Here is a 15,246-nt window from a genome sequence, read left to right as displayed (position 1 = left end):
TCGTTGTCCTCGTCCTTCAGTGTTCGATCATGATGACGCCGCGGATGTTCTTGCCGTCGAGCATGTCCTGGTAGCCCTGGTTGATGTCCTCGAGCTTGTACTTCGTGGTGACCAGCTCGTCGAGCTTCAGGTGGCCGGACTGATAGAGGCTGAGCAGCTTCGGCACATCGTGCAGGGGGTTGCACCCGCCGAAGATCGCACCCTGGATGCGGCGCTGGTAGCCGATCAGCATTCCCGGGTTCTCATCGATCCATCCGGCGCCGACAGCCGTGATCGTGACCTGACCGGTCTTTCCCACGATGTTGATCGCGTCGTGGATGACCTTGTCGTGCAGCACCCCGACCGTGATGATCGCGTGGTCGGCGAGCTCGCCCCAGGTGGACTGGACGACGAACTCGGTCGCCTCCTCCGCGGTCTCGAAGGTGTGGGTCGCTCCGAACACCTTCGCCATGTCGCGCTTGAACTCGACCGGGTCCACGACGATCACCCGCTGCGCGCCGGCCAGTGCCGCACCCTGCACCGCGTTGCTGCCGACGCCACCGGCGCCGAAGATCACGACGGTCTCGCCGGCCTGCACTCCGGCGGCGTGCACGGCGGTGCCCCACCCGGTCGGCACGGCACAGCCCACCAGCGCAGCCACCTCGAACGGGATCTCCTTGGGGATCGGGATGACCGAGTACTCCGAGACGACCGCATACTGCGAGAACGTGCCGAGCACGCACAGTCCGCCGAAGTCCACGCCGTCCTGGTGGAACCGGAACGAGCCGTCCGCGAACTCCCCGGTGGAGGCGTTCTTGCCCTCGTCGCAGAGGTTCTGGCGCCCGGTGGAGCAGTAACGGCATTTTCCGCAGGCGGGGATGAACGAGCACACCACGTGGTCGCCCACCTGCACGCGGGTCACGCCGTCGCCGATCGCGTCCACGATCCCGGCACCCTCGTGGCCGCCGACGACGGGCATCCGCATCGCTGCGTCGCCCTTCTGGATGTGATCGTCCGAGTGGCACATGCCGGCGGCGTAGAACTTGATCCGAACCTCGTTGGCGCGAGGGTCATCCAGCTCGAGCTCCGTGATCTCCCATGGTTGACCTGCTTCGCGGCAGACGGCCGCCCGTGTGGTCATGCTCATGTGACCCTCTCCTAACGTGGATATGGCAGAGCCATGATGTTGCGACGAGAGGATCGTCGATCAGTGGCTGCTCCGCGACTTACTCCACCGTGCGGCCCAGAACGCCTCCTCGGCTATCGCTCTTTCGCCGCACGGAAGACTTTCGGCGTCCACCCCGACGCGGGGCCGGACACCGCTCCCCACCTTGCTCGAAGCGAGGTCGGCGACCGGGCCGCACACGTCTTCTACTCGACGGAAAGAGCGATGGCAACGGGGTCGGGATTCGATTGACTGGCCTCAACGAACAAGTACGGGAGAGGGTTGAGCGTGAACGACAAGTACCGCGAGGACCTGATGGCGGCGCTGGATGTCGTGCCTTCGGGATCTTCCATCGCCGTGGGGGGCTTCGGCAGCTCAGGCAGGCCGGATGCGCTTCTGAACGCGCTCTGCGACCTGGACAAGCGTGATCTTCACGTCATCGTGAACAACGTCGGCGACGACTACACCGGCATCGGGCGCCTCGTGGTGGAAGGACGCCTGCGCCGCTTCACCGGCTCCTTCCCGATCCTCCAGACGTTCTACGACGACTACTTCGCCGGCAGGGTCGAACTGGAGCTGATTCCGCAGGGCACCCTGGCCGAGCGCATGCGCGCAGGAGGCGCGGGTATCGCGGCGTTCTTCACACCCTCGGCCGCCGGCACGATGCTCAGCGACGGCACCTTCCCCCTCACGTACGCCGACGGCCGGCCGGCCGACCATCTGCCGGCGAAGGAGTTGCGCGATTTCGACGGCCGGCCGCACGTGCTCGAGCACGGCATCACCGCGGACTTCGGGCTGGTCAAAGCCCATCAAGGCGACCGCTTGGGCAATCTGCGTTTCCGCCTGTCCGCCCGCAACTTCAACCCGCTGGCAGCGATGAGCGGCCGCACGACGTTCGCGGAGGTGGAGCAGCTGGTGGCGGTGGACGCCATCGCACCCGATGACGTCCACCTTCCCGGGGTTTTCGTGAAGCACGTCGTCATGACCGCCGCGCCGGTCCCCGCGTCTGCGGAGTACACGGCGTCGATGAGAGGTGCAGCATGACCACGACCCAGCCAGTCCTTCCCGCACTGATCGGGCGCAGTCGGGACGAGATCGCGCAGCGCGTCGCCGCTGACCTGTCCGACGGTTTCACCGTGAACCTCGGCGTCGGCATCCCGCTGGCGGTCCCGAAGTTCCTGCCCGAGGGCATCGAGGTGTTCCTGCACGCTGAGAACGGCGTGCTGGGCCTGGGCGATCACCCCGGCGAGGGCAACGAGGACCCTGATCTGACGGATGCCGGCAAGCGGCCGATCTCGCTGGTCAGCGGCGCCGCGATCGTGGACTCCGCGCTGTCGTTCGCGATCATCCGCGGCGGCCACCTGGACGCGACGATCCTCGGCGCATTGCAGGTGGCGGAGAACGGCGACCTGGCGAACTGGTACGTACCCGGCCGCAACCCCGCTGTCGGCGGCGCGATGGACCTCGTCGCGGGCACCCGTGAAGTATGGGTGTGCATGGAGCACGTGGACCGGAAGGGTAATCCGAAGATCATTCCGGCGTGTACGTTCCCATTGACGGGTCACGCCGTGGTCACGCGCGTCTACACCGATCTCGCAGTGTTCCACTTCCGAGACGGCGGTCTCGTGCTGACCGAATGCGCGCCCGGCATCACCCCCGACGACGTCCGCGCGCGGACGACCGCTGCCTACACAGAGGATCTTGAATGACGACCGAACGACGTGCCCTCGATGAGATCGTGGCGATCGATGTGCACACGCACGTGCATCGCGCCGTCGCGGACGAATCAGCCGAACACGCCGGCAGCGAGGCGATGGGCGAGTACTTCGGCATCGGAACCATGCCGACCTACACGGTTCCGGAACTGGCGGAGTACTACCGCGAACGCAACATGATGGCGGTCGTGTTCACCGTCGACTCGATCTCACAGACCGGCAAGGAACCCGAACCGGCCAACGAGGAGATCGCCCGGCAGGCCGCGGCGAACTCCGATGTGCTGATCCCGTTCGCCAGCATCGACCCTTCCCGCGGCAAGGCGGGCGTCGAGCACGCGCGCCGGCTGGTCACCGAATTCGGCGTGCGGGGGTTCAAATTCCACCCCAGCACGCAGGGGTTCTTCCCCAATGACCGCAGTGCCTATCCGCTGTACGAGGTCATCGAAGAGCACGGTTTGGTCGCCCTGTTCCACACCGGCCAGACCGGCGTCGGCGCCGGACAGCCGGGGGGAGGCGGTATCCGGCTCAAGTACGCCAATCCGCTGCACATCGACGATGTCGCGGTCGATTTCCCCGGGATGGACATCATCCTCGCCCACCCGTCGTTCCCGTGGCAGGACGAGGCGCTGTCGGTGGCGACGCACAAGCCGCGCGTCTACATCGATCTGTCCGGCTGGTCGCCGAAGTACTTCCCGCCGCAGCTGGTGCAGTACGCGAACACGCTGCTCAAGCACAAGATGCTGTTCGGATCGGATTTCCCCGTCATCACGCCGGACCGATGGCTGCGCGACTTCGAGCAGCTTCCGATCAAGGACGAGGTCCGCCCTCTGATCCTCAGGGACAACGCTGCCCGGCTGTTCGGGCTGACCTAGACCGGGCAGAGCGCATTCACGACGAAGGAGCGGGACTCATGGACGACGTCAGCGGGAAAGTCGCAGTCATCACAGGCGGTACGAGCGGCATCGGCCGCGGCATCGCGCTGGCTTTCGCACGCGCGGGGATGCGAGTGGTCGTCACCGGCCGCCGCGTCGAACTGGCCGAGGAGACCGCGGCCGTCTTCGCGGCCGAAGGTCTCGACGTCGAGGCGATGCAGGTGGACGTCGCGGATCTGGCCGCGATGAAGGCGGCCGCGGACGCCGTGGAATCCCGCTTCGGTCGCGTCGACATCCTGGTCAACAATGCCGGCATCGGCATGACCGGACCCGTCGTGGATGCCACCCCAGACGATTGGAACTGGGTGATCGACGTCAACATCCGGGGCGTCGGCAACGGGATCCAGGCGTTCCTGCCCAAGATCCGCGCGCACGGCGAGGGCGGCCACATCGTCAACACCTCGTCGATGGCCGCGCTGATGCCGATCGTGGCGGGGCTCTACTCGATGACCAAAGGTGCCGTGGTCGCACTGTCGGAGGCCCTGCACGTGGAGTTGCTGGGCGAGGGGATCGGGGTGTCGGCATACTGCCCCGGACCGGTGCACAGCAATATCGCGGCGACCGCAGCCCTCCGCCCCGCAGCATACGGGGCGTCCGGGTATCCGCCGCGGGACCCGGGGTACGCGGAGGTGAGCAAGCGACAGCCGTACATGACGGCAGAGGAGGCCGGCGAGCGTGTCCTGCAGGGCGTTCTGCGCGGAGACATGTTCATCCTGACCCACCCCGAGTTCAAAGCCGGCGTCATCGCCCGCCACCGCGCGATCGAGGACGCCTTCCCGGACGAGCCGATCGACGAGGCTCGCGCGGCTGCGATTCCGTTCCTGACCGGCTCACCCGTTTATGCGCCGGAGAACCGAGCCGGATCGCCCCGGCTGGCGGCGCGCTCCATCTGATCGACCCGGAGAGGGGCGCACCTGGGTGCGCCCCTCTTTCGCGGCTGCAGGGACGCCCCATGGGCGGCGGGGCCGGCGCCACCGCGGCAGCGGCCGCGGCCGCAGCTGCAGCGGCCGACTCTTCCGTCAGACGGAAGAGTCGGCTAGCCTTTTCCGCAGAATTCAGCCTGTCGCCCGCCGCATGTTTCAGCTGGGCAGAACTTGCCGGTAGCTTGTGCGGTGTCCCCACCGATGCAGGAAGGATGGTCAATGATGACCATTAGCCCGGTCCACGATTCCGAGATCAAGCCGATGACGGCCGCGCAGCGCGCCCTGGCCATTCTGGGGTGCTTCGACCAGGATCATCTGCTGCTCACCTTGAGCGAGATCAGCCGACGCTCCGCGCTCAGCCTGAGCACGACGCACCGCCTGGTGGGCGAGCTGCGGGAGTGGGGAGCGCTGGAGCGAGCGCAGGACGGTCGCTACGCGATCGGCATGCGGATCCTCGAACTGGGCTCGCTCGAGCCGCAGGGCATGCGGCTGCGCGACGTCGCGCTGCCCTTCCTCGGCGATCTGCAGGCAGCCACGAACGCGAACGTGCACCTCTCGGTGCGCGACGGACATGACGTCGTGTACGTCGATTCCCTCCGGGCGCGCGGCGGCGCCTCGGTGCTCTCCCGGCTGGGCGGGCGGTGGCCGCTGCACGCGACGGGAACGGGCCTGGTCCTGCTGGCCTTCGCGCCCGTGGAATTCCGCGAAGAGGTGCTGGCCAGTCCGCTCAAGCGGTTCACGCCCCACACCATCACGGACCCCGAGGAGTTGCGCCGCGTGCTCGCCGACGTGCGCCGCACCGGCGTCGGCATCGTGCAGGACTCGATCACCTCGGATTGCACGTCGGTGGGCGTTCCGGTCCGCGGCGTTCGCGACCGGATCGTCGGTGCCATCGCCGTCACCATCTCCGCCAAGTCGTCCCCGCACACGGTCCTGCCCGCGCTGTCGGCGACGGCGCGCGCGATCTCCCGGGGACTCGGGGCACCGTCAGCGATCGGCCGCCCGAGCACCGCTGCCTGATCCCCGGCGGGGGCCGGTTTCGGAGCCCATCAGCTCGGCGATGCGCTCCCCGACCATCACGGCGGTGTTGGAGGTGCCGCGCGAAGGCACCGCCGGCAGAATGGACGCGTCCGCGACACGGAGACCCTCGACCCCGTGAACCCGCCCGTGGGCGTCCACGACCGCATCCGGATCGTCGGCGGGGCCCATGCGAGCGGTCCCGGTGGAGTGCAGGGCAGTGGCCAGGTTCGCTCGGATCCACTCGTCCAGCTGCGCGTCGGTCGGAGCGGCGCCGAGTCGTTCGACGAGCTCGACCGTCTCGACGACCTCGGCCATCGGCCCTCTGCCGAGCACGGCCAGCGCGGCGCGAACCCCCTCGCGCAGCGCGTGCCGTTCCGATTCCGCGGACAGATAGCCGTAGTGGATGTCCACGCCGTCTCCGCCGGCGTGGACGGACCCCCGAGACAGCGGGGTGCTCAACGCGACGCGCAGATCCAGCGGCCCGTCCAGGGTGAGATCGCCGGACACGAGCGCAGCGGTCGGCAGCACCGGAAGCAGCAGCTCCAGGGGATGCGCCGCGAGCGACCCGGCCGGAGTGTTCCATGCCGCCGTCCAGGCCGTCATCGGTGCCGACGGCAGGGATCCCGACCGCGCGCGCCAGCTCACGGACACCGCTGCATGATCGGACAGCCCGCGCCCGACTCCGTGGAGCGGGTGGCTCGCCCGGGGGCCGACGCCGGAGCGCATGAGCAGGCGCGGCGTTTCGATGGCACCCGCGCACAGCACCACCTCATCGGCCTCGATGCGCACGGTTCCTTCCGCCCCGACCGCTTCGACGCCGACGGCACGGCTGCCCTGCCAGAGCACGCGGCGCACGTCCAGACCACCGCGGATCTGGACTGCGGCCTCAGCCAGAACGTCGCCGTAGGCCCGATCCGTGCCCCAGCGCTGTCCGCCGAGCGCGTTGCAGGGCAGGGTCCCGACGCCGGAGGCGCCGCCGCCGTTCTTGTCCGCTTCGAGGACCGCGCCGTGCTGCACGGCGCCCGCCATGAAGCTCGCCGTGACCGGGTCGGTCCCGGCGTCCCGGACCACCGGCACCGGCCCGTGCGCGCCGTGGACGGGATCCGCGGGGAAGTCATGGTCGGATTCGAGCCGCCGCAGCGCGCCCAGGCACGCCGCCCAGCTCCACTCCGGCCCGGCGACCGCCGCCCAGCCGGCGAAGTCGTCGGGATGCGCACGCAGGAAGTAGCCGCCGTTCACGGCCGAGCTGCCTCCCAGCGTGCGGCCGCGCCCGACCCGGTACGCCCGTCCGGGCGTCAGTTCCGTGGCGTACGTCCACGCGGTGGGCTCGTCGGGCAGGCCGGCGCGGACCGAGCGGACATCTGCCCGCACCTGCGCGAACGTGGCATCCCCGCCCGGGGTACCTTCACCGCGCTGCCCCGCCTCGACGAGCATCACGTCATGGCCGGCCGCGCCCAGGCGGGCAGCCAGGGGGATGCCGGAGCCTCCGGCCCCGACCACCACGATGCGCCGTGCTGTCACGTGGTCTCCTCCGCATCGATGACGACAGCCGAGAAGACATCCCGGAGTCCCCGGAACGACGCGTCGATGAGCGCGAGCAGATCGGCGTCCGGTCGCTCGATCCACTGCTCGTACGCCGACAGCGAGATGCCCAGGCACGCCCAGGACACCGCTTGCGGGACGGCGTCACGGGCGGACAGGCCCAGGCGGCGTGCGACGAAGTCGGCGATCACGCCACGCCACGCCGCGTAGCGCACCGTCGAATGCGCGACGAGTTCGGGCGTCTTGAGCAGGATGATCATGCGGTGACGATGCCGGTCCAGCTCGTCGCCGGGCACCTGATTGAACCCGCGGACCGCGTCGCGCACCGCCGCGATGACCGACGCGTCCGCCGGCGCCCGGCCGAGGGCCTCGGCGAACCCTTCCATCAGGCGGGAGAAGTCGCCCCAGGCGACGTCGTTCTTGGAGTCGTAGTAGCGGAAGAACGTGCGCCGGCTGATCCCGGCCGCCTCGGCGATGTCGTCCACAGTGACCGTGGAAAATCCCCGGTCGATGAACAGATCGAGCCCGATGCGCTCGAGTTCGGCTTTCGAGGTGGCGCGTGCGCGGCCTCGACCTCGAGGGGCTGTGTCGTCCAAGATCTCCGGCATGACTCTTTTCTTTGGCACTCGGTGCCAATAAGCTCACCGCACGGCGCTTTCCGCCGACGGCAACTCTCAAGGAGGACAGTAACCCATGGACGCAATCACCACTCCTGCCCCCGCAGATGCCGACGCCACGCTGGTCGAGGCGAACGAGCTGGTCGAGGACGTGTCGATCGACGGCATGTGCGGCGTGTACTGACATCGCCATGACCGACATCACACCCGACAGCGTGCTGCGGCTGCACAACCGCGTCTCGGTGCGCCCCGAGCCGTTCGGTGCGCTGCTGTATCACTTCGGAACCAGGCGCTTGTCGTTTCTGAAGTCCCCCGCACTGCTGGCCGTCGTCGACGCGCTCACGGACGACCGCACGGTCGCTGACGCCCTCGGCGTCGCCGCGGTGCCCGACGAGATGCGCCCCGCGATGCTGCGGGCGATCACGACGCTGCGTGACTCGGACATGCTCGTCGAGGTGGCGGCATGAGCGCCGTCGTCCTGGACCGCCCGGCTCCCGCGCCGCGCCTGATCTATCACTTCGAGAGCGGACTGAACTCGCCCATCTGCCTGACGTGGGAACTGACCTACGCGTGCAACCTGTCGTGCATCCACTGCCTGTCCGCGTCGGGACGACGCGACCCTCGGGAGCTGTCCACTGACGAGTGCAAGGCCGTGATCGACGAGCTTCAGCGGATGCAGGTGTTCTACGTCAACATCGGCGGCGGCGAGCCCACCGTCCGTTCGGACTTCTGGGAGATCGTCGACTACGCGACCAGCCACGACATCGGGGTCAAGTTCTCGACCAACGGCGTGCGGATCACCTCCGAGATCGCCGCGAAGCTCGCGAAGAACGACTACGTCGACATCCAGATCTCGATGGACGGCGCGACCGCCGAGGTGAACGACGCGATCCGCGGACCGGGGTCCTTCGACCTGGCGATCCGCGCTCTGGAACGACTGTCGGCCGCGGGCATGACGCGGCTCAAGCTGTCCGTGGTCTGCACGCGGACCAACATCGGCCAGCTGGACGAGTTCAAGGAGATCGCCGACCGCTACGGCGCGCAACTGCGCCTGACGCGGCTGCGGCCGGCCGGACGCGGCGCCGACTCGTGGCACGATCTGCGGCCGACGCAGGAGCAGCAGCGCGAGCTGTACCAGTGGCTGCTGGCGCACGGCGAGGAGGTGCTCACGGGCGACTCGTTCTTCCACCTGTCGGCACTCGGCGGGAGCCTTCCGGGGCTGAACCTGTGCGGCGCCGGTCGTGTGGTCTGCCTCATCGACCCCATCGGGGACGTCTACGCCTGCCCGTTCGCGATCCACGAGGAGTTCCTGGCCGGCAACATCCGCGGCGAGGGCGGCTTCGGCCAGGTGTGGCGCGAATCCGAGCTGTTCACGCGGCTGCGCGCCCCGCAGACCGGGGGCGCCTGCAACAGCTGCCCGTTCTTCGAGACGTGCCGGGGCGGCTGCATGGCCGCCAAGTTCTTCACCGGACTGCCACTGGACGGTCCCGACCCGGAGTGCGTGCGCGGCTTCGGCGACGACGCCCTCGCGGAGTCCTCCGGAGAGCGGCCCAAACCGAGTGGTGACCACTCGCACCGCACCTCGCCCCCACGCCCCCGACCTGTCGCGCTGAAGCTGGAGATGCAGCGGCCGACGGCCCCGCCGGTCTCGGCGTGCAATGTGAGCCCGCTCGCGGGCATGCAGCTGAACTGAGAGAGAGCATGTAATGCCCCGCAACGCCTGGTTCGAAACCGTGGCGGTGGCTCAGCGACGCGCTCGCAAGCGCCTGCCTGCCCCCGTCTACTCCGCCCTCCTGGCCGGCTCCGAGAAGGGGACCACGTACGCCGACAACACGGCGGCGTTCTCCGAGCTCGGGCTGGCGCCGCGCGTCGCGGGAATGTCGTCCGCACGCGATCTCTCCGTCAACGTGCTCGGGATGGACCTGGCGCTGCCGGTGCTGATCTCGCCGACCGGCGTCCAGGCGGTCCACCCCGATGGTGAGGTCGCGGTGGCGCGCGCCGCCGCCAACCGCGGCACCGCGATGTCGCTGAGCTCCTTCGCGAGCAAGTCGGTCGAAGAGGTCGGCGCCGTCACCGACAAGCTGAACTACCAGGTGTACTGGCAGGGCAGCCGCGACACGATCGCCGCCCGCCTCGATCGAGCGCGCGCGTCGGGCGTGAAGGCCATCATCCTCACCCTGGACTGGTCCTTCTCCAACGGCCGGGACTGGGGCAGTCCGCACATTCCGGAGAAGCTGAGCCTGCGCGCGATGGCCGAGTTCGCGCCGTTCGCGATCACCAAGCCGGCGTGGCTGGCGGAGTACCTCAAGCGCGGAACGCTTCCGGATCTGACCGTGCCGAACCTCGTGATCGGCGACGAGCCGGCCCCGACCTTCTTCGGCGCGTACGGCGAGTGGATCTCCACCCCGCCCGCGACCTGGGAGGATCTGGCCTGGCTGCGCGAGCAATGGGACGGTCCCGTCATGCTCAAGGGCATCACCCGCGTCGATGACGCGCTGCGGGCCGTCGACGCGGGGATGAGCGCGATCTCCGTCTCCAACCACGGCGGGAACAACCTCGATTCCACCCCCGCGTCCATCCGGCTCCTGCCGGACATCGCGGCCGCCGTGGGCGATCAGATCGAGGTGCTCCTCGACGGTGGCATCCGCCGCGGCAGCGACGTCGCCAAGGCGCTCGCGCTGGGCGCCAAGGCCGTCATGATCGGACGCGCATACCTGTGGGGTCTCGCCGCGAACGGTCAGGGCGGAGTGGAGAACGTCCTGGACATCCTGCGGGGCGGACTCGATTCCGCGGTGCTCGGGCTCGGCCACTCCTCGGTGCGCGATCTCAACCCCGACGACCTGTGGGTCCCGCCGGGATTCACGCGCCGCCTGGGCACACCGGTCGGATGACGGCGGGGCCGGGGGCCGGCTCGCCGCCGCTCCCCCTCGCGGACGTTCCGTGGCCACGCGTGCCGCGGGACGTGACGCTGCTGGTCCCGCTGGGCGCGACCGAGCAGCACGGGCCCCATCTGCCCCTCGACGTCGACACGGCGATCGCGAGCGCCGTCTGCGACGGCGTGGCCCGCCGTCTCGCGCAGCCCACTGTGATCGCCCCCGCGATCGCATACGGAGCCAGCGGCGAGCATCAGCGCTTCGCCGGCACCGTCTCGGTCGGGACGGATGCGCTCACGCGGACGCTCGTGGAGTTCTGCCGGTCCGCGCGGGGGTGGGCCGGACGGATCGTCTTCGTCAACGGCCACGGCGGGAACACCGATGCCTTGACCGCCGCGATGGCCACCCTCGCCCAGGAGGCGACCGCCGTGAGCTGGCACCCCTGCCGGCACGGCGATGTGCACGCGGGCAGGCCGGAGACCAGCATCATGCTCCACCTTGCTCCACACCGGGTGCTGATGGATGCCGCGGAGCCGGGTGTCACGGCATCCGTTCCCGAGCTGCTCCCCCGCCTGCGGCGCGGGGGCGTGGATGCAGTGAGCGCGAACGGGGTCCTGGGCGATCCGCGCGGGGCGACCGCGGCCGAAGGCGCCGCCATCCTGGACCGCATGATCCGCGAGGTCGCCGAATCGGTCGCGGGCACCGGCACGGTCACGACGGGGGCAGCCCTGAGCGGGTCCCCCGCCGCGAGGCAGCAGCCGTGAAGCTCGCGCCCGAAGGATTGGACGTGGTGGTGGGCGCCGAGGTGTGGCGCTATGACGGGGGGCGGGTGCTGGTCGGCGGGGCGCCCACGCGTGTCCTGCGGCTGAGCCCACGGGCCTTCGAGTTCGTGCGCGACTCGCGGGTCGCGGCCTGCGATCCCACCTCCCGGCAGCTTGCCGCGCGGCTGCTGGAGGCCGGACTCGCGCACCCCGACCCCGAGACCCTGCCTGCAGTCGCGCTGGACCAGCTCACCGTCGTCATTCCCGTGCTCGGTAGGTCGGCCGCTCTGCAGCGGCTGCTGTCCGGATTGCAGGGCGTGCGCGTGCTCGTCGTCGACGACGGCACGCCGGAGCCGGCGGCGACCGCCCTGCACCAGGTCGTGGCCAGCGCCGGGGCCGAACTGCTGCGCCTGGACCGCAACGTGGGACCGGCGAGCGCCCGCAATGCCGGGCTGGGGCAGGCCGAGACCCCGTTCGTGGCGTTCGTCGACTCGGACGTGGTCGTCACCGCGGATGCCCTGGAGCGGATGCTGCGCCACTTCGCCGACCCGGAGCTGGCGCTGGTGGGCCCCCGGGTGGTGGGCACGCCGCACCCGCAGACCTGGATCGCGCGCTACGAGAACTCACGGGCGTCGGTCGATCTCGGCATCCGTCCGGCGCTGGTGCGGCCGCGCTCTGCGGTCTCGTGGATGTCGAGCACCTGTCTGATCGGCCGTCGCGAGGTGCTGGCGGCGGGCTTCACCGCCGGGATGCGCGTGGCGGAGGACGTGGACCTGGTCTGGCGGCTCTGCGAGCAGGGCTGGCGGGTGCGGTACGAGCCCCGGGTCGTCGTCGAGCACGAGCATCGGCAGCGCTTCGGCCCGTGGTTTCGCCGCAAGCTGTTCTACGGCACGGGGGCCGCCGACCTGGCACCCGTGCATCCGGCCGCGATCCCGCCGGCGATTCTGCGACCGTGGACCATTGCGGTGCTGCTGTGCCTGCTCGCCGCCCGCCGGTGGTCGCTTCCGGCCGCGGCTGCGGTGAGCGGCGTCGCGGCGTGGCGCGTGCACCGCCGGCTGAGCTCGACCACCCGCTCCCGCGCTCTGGCCGTGCGCCTGGTCGGCGGCGGAGTGGTCGCCGCGCTCACCCAGGCGTCGGCCCTGGCGTTGCGGCACTGGTGGCCGATCGGCGCCGTGGCCGTGCTCTGCTCGCGACGCGCACGCTGGATCATCGGCATCATGGCCCTGGCCGACGGGCTGGTGGAATACAGCCGCCTGCGCCGCGGTCTGGATCCGGTCCGCTTTCTGCTCGCCCGCCGGCTGGATGACATCGCCTACGGAACCGGGGTGTGGCTGGGCTGTCTGAGGCGACGCAGCTTCCGCGCACTGGTCCCCGCAATCGTGTCGGACCGCCGCGCCGGTCTTCCGCTGAGCGGAAAGGTGCATCGAAAAGCGGGGATCGATGGCGCTCAATAGAGGTGCGGCCGACGCCGCCTCGAACCGACCCAGGAAGCGTGAGACCGATGGCAACACTCGATGAACTGCAGACAATGCTCTCCGTGGACGGCTACTCGCTCTCGGTCGAGACCGCCGACGGCAAGACCAAGGCTGTCATCTCCGCGGGCGAAGGCATCTGCGAGGACTGCCTGGTGCCCAAGGTCGTCATGACCGGACTGCTCGCCCAGGCGCTGGACGTGCCGGCCGAGCAGATCACGCTCGAGTACCCCGAAGAACACTGATCCGTGAGTGAGCGGATCGCCGCCCTGGTGCGGTTCACCTTCCGCGAGGATGCGCTGGAGCGCGTTCCGGCGATCGTGAAGGACATGCTCGACACGACCCGCACCTTCGCGGGGCTCGAGCAGCTGGACATCCTCCGCGATCCGGAGCGCCCCGGCCTGTGGACGCTCTACGAGATCTGGTCCGACGATGCGTCGGAGCAGGCCTATCGCTCGTTCCGGGCGACGCCCGAGGGCGGAGTCGCCGGCCTGGCCGAGGTCATCGCCGAGCGGCCGTCGCTGGAGCGCTTCACGATCGAGGCCTGACCGCCCGGGCTCATTCGGTCTGTACGACGGCGAAATCCCCGTCCAGTTCGACCGCGACATCCTCGCCGTCGCCGCGGTCGGAGTCGCATCGCTCCATCGTGGCCCATCAGCGCTGAACAGGCGCTGAAGCGGCGCCGGTCTCAGGGCGCGGGGATGTCGATCCGGGTGACCGGGGTGCGATTGCCCGCGGCATCCAGGCCGTACACGCAGTACACCGCCGGCAGGTCACCGGCCTGCAGACGCAGCGGCGCGACGGCGGAGTCGGTGATGGCCGCGCTGTCGTCACAGTCCACGGACCCCGCCGCGCCCCACCGCCACCGCAGCGATGTCAGCTCGGGCGGGTGCAGGGAAGGGCGGATCACCACGCCGCCGTCGCTCAGCGGCTCGACCCGCGCGTCGGCGGCGTAGACCGGCGGGGTCCGGTCCACCTGGAACAGGACGGATGCCGCGCCGGCGTATCGCTCACCGCGCACCGCGCACATCAGGAAGCGTCCCTCCTGTTCGGGCAGCGGCGCCGGGACGACGACGCCGACCACCTCCCACGGCTGGCCGGCACGGGGCAGCCGCACCGTCCGCGCATCGCGGTACGTCTCCTCCTCGGTGCAGGCCGTCCCGTCGCCGAGCGGCACCAGCGTCGTCCGCACGATCCCGACCGCGGTCCCGACGAAGCTCGCCTCGGGCAGCTGCCCCGCCGCATCCGGCTGGCCGGCGCCACGGAACGACCCGCCTCCCCGTTCGGACCAGACGTCCGAGACCGGCAGCGGGCAGTCGGCGCCGAGCGAGAACTCCCCGGTGGCCGCGTCGAAGCAGCGTCCGACGCCGGCCACGTTCTGCGCATAACCGGCCTCTTCGCCGGCCTGCGCACCGGCGTCCGTCAGCCGACACGGGCGGCCCTCGGAGCACGCGCCGCCGTCGGCGCCGCCGGGGGCTGCCACCGACGTGCTCACGACGGCGGCGATCTCCTTCGGCCGTCCCTCCTCGTCGGCGGTGAACAGGGGTGATCCGAAGGAGCCCTCGCCGATGCCGGGGCAGTCGTTCGGGAAGACGTCGAACCAGAGCCACGCGGACTCGATGAGCGTCTGCGGCGCGCCGAGATCGCAGACGCTGCGACGCATCACCACCGCGTCCGGTTCGAGCGAACCGGTGGGCACGCTCACCTGCAGGACGGCATCTCCGGCACCCGATGCCCGGTCCGCGATCGGCACCGCGCGCGCCCCGAGACGCTCGAGCTCGCCGAGGCCGGCGTCCAGCCGCACCACCGCCGCGTCCGTGTGCCGCATCGTCGCGTAGGCGAGCTCGGCGACCTCGACCGTCACGGTCGCATCCAGGGCGCCCGCCGCGCGGAAGAACTCGGCCGTGCCCGTCCACGCGGCCGCCAGAGTGGTCTCCTGAGCGGATCGACCCGCGCCTCCGGCGCACCGGGCCGTGGTCAGCAGATAGGCCGGACCGTCAGCGACACCGGTCTGGATCAGGGTGCCCGTGCAATCCGACCCGGCACGCAGTGCCGCGACGCCGCTGAACGCGGCGATCTCCTCGAGCGGCACCGGGGGCGCCGGCGCCGGCAGTCCCACACCGCCGTCGGCTGTGGACGCGGTCGGCGCAGGCTCGGGCGTTCCCGCGGTGCAGGCCGCGAGCGCCAGCACACCGACCAGCAGGATCCCAGCGGGCGTCCGATTCCTCACGCCGCACCCCCTCGGGG

General features: G+C 70.2%; 17 protein-coding genes. 13 read left to right on the top strand and 4 right to left on the bottom strand.

From position 1 onward, the window contains the following. Positions 1-16: 16 nt before the first annotated feature. Positions 17-1,126 carry an NDMA-dependent alcohol dehydrogenase gene (locus NQ152_RS16310; protein WP_257503935.1) on the bottom strand — a complete coding sequence of 370 codons (1,110 nt, stop codon included), beginning with the start codon at positions 1,124-1,126 and terminating at the stop codon, positions 17-19. A 306-nt stretch (positions 1,127-1,432) separates the two neighbouring features. Between NQ152_RS16310 and NQ152_RS16305 the strand changes: the two genes are divergently transcribed. From NQ152_RS16305 to NQ152_RS16285, 5 genes are all read left to right on the top strand, one after another. Next, a complete protein-coding gene (locus NQ152_RS16305) occupies positions 1,433-2,188 on the top strand; it encodes a 3-oxoacid CoA-transferase subunit A (protein WP_257524739.1) in 756 nt (251 codons plus the stop codon). Continuing rightward, positions 2,185-2,853 carry a 3-oxoacid CoA-transferase subunit B gene (locus NQ152_RS16300; protein ID WP_257503933.1) on the top strand — a complete coding sequence of 223 codons (669 nt, stop codon included), beginning with the start codon at positions 2,185-2,187 and terminating at the stop codon, positions 2,851-2,853. Before NQ152_RS16305 ends, NQ152_RS16300 begins: the two co-directional genes overlap by 4 nt. Then, the gene (locus NQ152_RS16295; protein ID WP_257503932.1) at positions 2,850-3,731 is read left to right on the top strand and encodes an amidohydrolase family protein; all 882 of its coding nucleotides are present in this window, start codon (positions 2,850-2,852) and stop codon (positions 3,729-3,731) included. Before NQ152_RS16300 ends, NQ152_RS16295 begins: the two co-directional genes overlap by 4 nt. 38 nt (positions 3,732-3,769) lie before the next feature. Then, positions 3,770-4,684 (top strand): SDR family oxidoreductase, encoded by a 915-nt coding sequence (locus tag NQ152_RS16290; protein WP_257524738.1) that lies wholly within the window; start codon positions 3,770-3,772, stop codon positions 4,682-4,684. 249 nt (positions 4,685-4,933) lie between these two features. Beyond that, the gene (locus NQ152_RS16285) at positions 4,934-5,734 is read left to right on the top strand and encodes an IclR family transcriptional regulator (RefSeq protein WP_257524737.1); all 801 of its coding nucleotides are present in this window, start codon (positions 4,934-4,936) and stop codon (positions 5,732-5,734) included. Here the strand turns inward: NQ152_RS16285 and NQ152_RS17315 are convergent. Both NQ152_RS17315 and mftR read right to left on the bottom strand, forming a co-directional pair. Continuing rightward, positions 5,702-7,255, bottom strand: coding sequence for a GMC family oxidoreductase (locus tag NQ152_RS17315; RefSeq protein ID WP_257524736.1), 1,554 nt, complete (start codon positions 7,253-7,255; stop codon positions 5,702-5,704). The genes NQ152_RS16285 and NQ152_RS17315 overlap by 33 nt on opposite strands. Beyond that, entirely contained in the window at positions 7,252-7,884 is a 633-nt protein-coding gene (gene mftR, locus NQ152_RS16275) for a mycofactocin system transcriptional regulator (RefSeq protein ID WP_257524735.1), read from the bottom strand. The genes NQ152_RS17315 and mftR overlap by 4 nt, the downstream gene beginning before the upstream one ends. 85 nt (positions 7,885-7,969) lie before the next feature. Here mftR and mftA point away from each other — a divergent pair, with 85 nt between their 5' ends. Genes mftA through NQ152_RS16235 form a run of 8 tightly spaced genes read left to right on the top strand, consistent with a single transcriptional unit; the run spans position 7,970 to position 13,547 of the window. Beyond that, positions 7,970-8,077, top strand: coding sequence for a mycofactocin precursor MftA (gene mftA / locus NQ152_RS16270; RefSeq protein WP_257503927.1), 108 nt, complete (start codon positions 7,970-7,972; stop codon positions 8,075-8,077). A gap of 7 nt (positions 8,078-8,084) precedes the next feature. Then, on the top strand, positions 8,085-8,360 hold the full coding sequence (gene mftB / locus NQ152_RS16265; RefSeq protein WP_257503926.1) for a mycofactocin biosynthesis chaperone MftB: 276 nt from the start codon (positions 8,085-8,087) through the stop codon (positions 8,358-8,360). Further along, the gene (gene mftC, locus NQ152_RS16260) at positions 8,357-9,586 is read left to right on the top strand and encodes a mycofactocin radical SAM maturase (protein WP_257524734.1); all 1,230 of its coding nucleotides are present in this window, start codon (positions 8,357-8,359) and stop codon (positions 9,584-9,586) included. Before mftB ends, mftC begins: the two co-directional genes overlap by 4 nt. Positions 9,587-9,599: 13 nt before the next feature. Then, entirely contained in the window at positions 9,600-10,784 is a 1,185-nt protein-coding gene (gene mftD, locus NQ152_RS16255; RefSeq protein ID WP_257503924.1) for a pre-mycofactocin synthase MftD, read from the top strand. Next, entirely contained in the window at positions 10,781-11,530 is a 750-nt protein-coding gene (gene mftE / locus NQ152_RS16250) for a mycofactocin biosynthesis peptidyl-dipeptidase MftE (RefSeq protein WP_257524733.1), read from the top strand. Before mftD ends, mftE begins: the two co-directional genes overlap by 4 nt. Then, a complete protein-coding gene (mftF, locus tag NQ152_RS16245) occupies positions 11,527-12,981 on the top strand; it encodes a mycofactocin biosynthesis glycosyltransferase MftF (protein WP_257524732.1) in 1,455 nt (484 codons plus the stop codon). The genes mftE and mftF overlap by 4 nt, the downstream gene beginning before the upstream one ends. A 47-nt stretch (positions 12,982-13,028) precedes the next feature. Further along, positions 13,029-13,244 (top strand): hypothetical protein, encoded by a 216-nt coding sequence (locus tag NQ152_RS16240; RefSeq protein WP_257503921.1) that lies wholly within the window; start codon positions 13,029-13,031, stop codon positions 13,242-13,244. A 3-nt stretch (positions 13,245-13,247) separates the two neighbouring features. After that, positions 13,248-13,547 (top strand): putative quinol monooxygenase, encoded by a 300-nt coding sequence (locus NQ152_RS16235; protein ID WP_257503920.1) that lies wholly within the window; start codon positions 13,248-13,250, stop codon positions 13,545-13,547. A gap of 140 nt (positions 13,548-13,687) precedes the next feature. Here NQ152_RS16235 and NQ152_RS16230 read toward each other — a convergent pair whose 3' ends face one another. Continuing rightward, positions 13,688-15,229, bottom strand: coding sequence for a hypothetical protein (locus tag NQ152_RS16230; RefSeq protein WP_257524731.1), 1,542 nt, complete (start codon positions 15,227-15,229; stop codon positions 13,688-13,690). Between the last annotated feature and the right edge of the window lie 17 nt (positions 15,230-15,246).

It is taken from the genome of Microbacterium sp. zg.B48 (assembly GCF_024623505.1).
Lineage (GTDB): Bacteria > Actinomycetota > Actinomycetes > Actinomycetales > Microbacteriaceae > Microbacterium.
Note: the sequence above shows the minus strand (reverse complement) of the source record. Positions and strands in the feature narration are given on the sequence as shown.

Excerpts from the sequence above, each read along its gene's own strand:
- NQ152_RS16310 (WP_257503935.1), bottom strand. The coding sequence starts at position 1,126 with ATGAGCATGACCACACGGGCGGCCGTCTGCCGCGAAGCAGGTCAACCA.
- NQ152_RS16300 (WP_257503933.1), top strand. The coding sequence starts at position 2,185 with ATGACCACGACCCAGCCAGTCCTTCCCGCACTGATCGGGCGCAGTCGG.
- NQ152_RS16295 (WP_257503932.1), top strand. The coding sequence starts at position 2,850 with ATGACGACCGAACGACGTGCCCTCGATGAGATCGTGGCGATCGATGTG.
- NQ152_RS16290 (WP_257524738.1), top strand. The coding sequence starts at position 3,770 with ATGGACGACGTCAGCGGGAAAGTCGCAGTCATCACAGGCGGTACGAGC.
- NQ152_RS16285 (WP_257524737.1), top strand. The coding sequence starts at position 4,934 with ATGATGACCATTAGCCCGGTCCACGATTCCGAGATCAAGCCGATGACG.
- mftR (WP_257524735.1), bottom strand. The coding sequence starts at position 7,884 with ATGCCGGAGATCTTGGACGACACAGCCCCTCGAGGTCGAGGCCGCGCA.
- mftA (WP_257503927.1), top strand. The coding sequence starts at position 7,970 with ATGGACGCAATCACCACTCCTGCCCCCGCAGATGCCGACGCCACGCTG.
- mftB (WP_257503926.1), top strand. The coding sequence starts at position 8,085 with ATGACCGACATCACACCCGACAGCGTGCTGCGGCTGCACAACCGCGTC.
- mftC (WP_257524734.1), top strand. The coding sequence starts at position 8,357 with ATGAGCGCCGTCGTCCTGGACCGCCCGGCTCCCGCGCCGCGCCTGATC.
- mftD (WP_257503924.1), top strand. The coding sequence starts at position 9,600 with ATGCCCCGCAACGCCTGGTTCGAAACCGTGGCGGTGGCTCAGCGACGC.
- mftE (WP_257524733.1), top strand. The coding sequence starts at position 10,781 with ATGACGGCGGGGCCGGGGGCCGGCTCGCCGCCGCTCCCCCTCGCGGAC.
- NQ152_RS16240 (WP_257503921.1), top strand. The coding sequence starts at position 13,029 with ATGGCAACACTCGATGAACTGCAGACAATGCTCTCCGTGGACGGCTAC.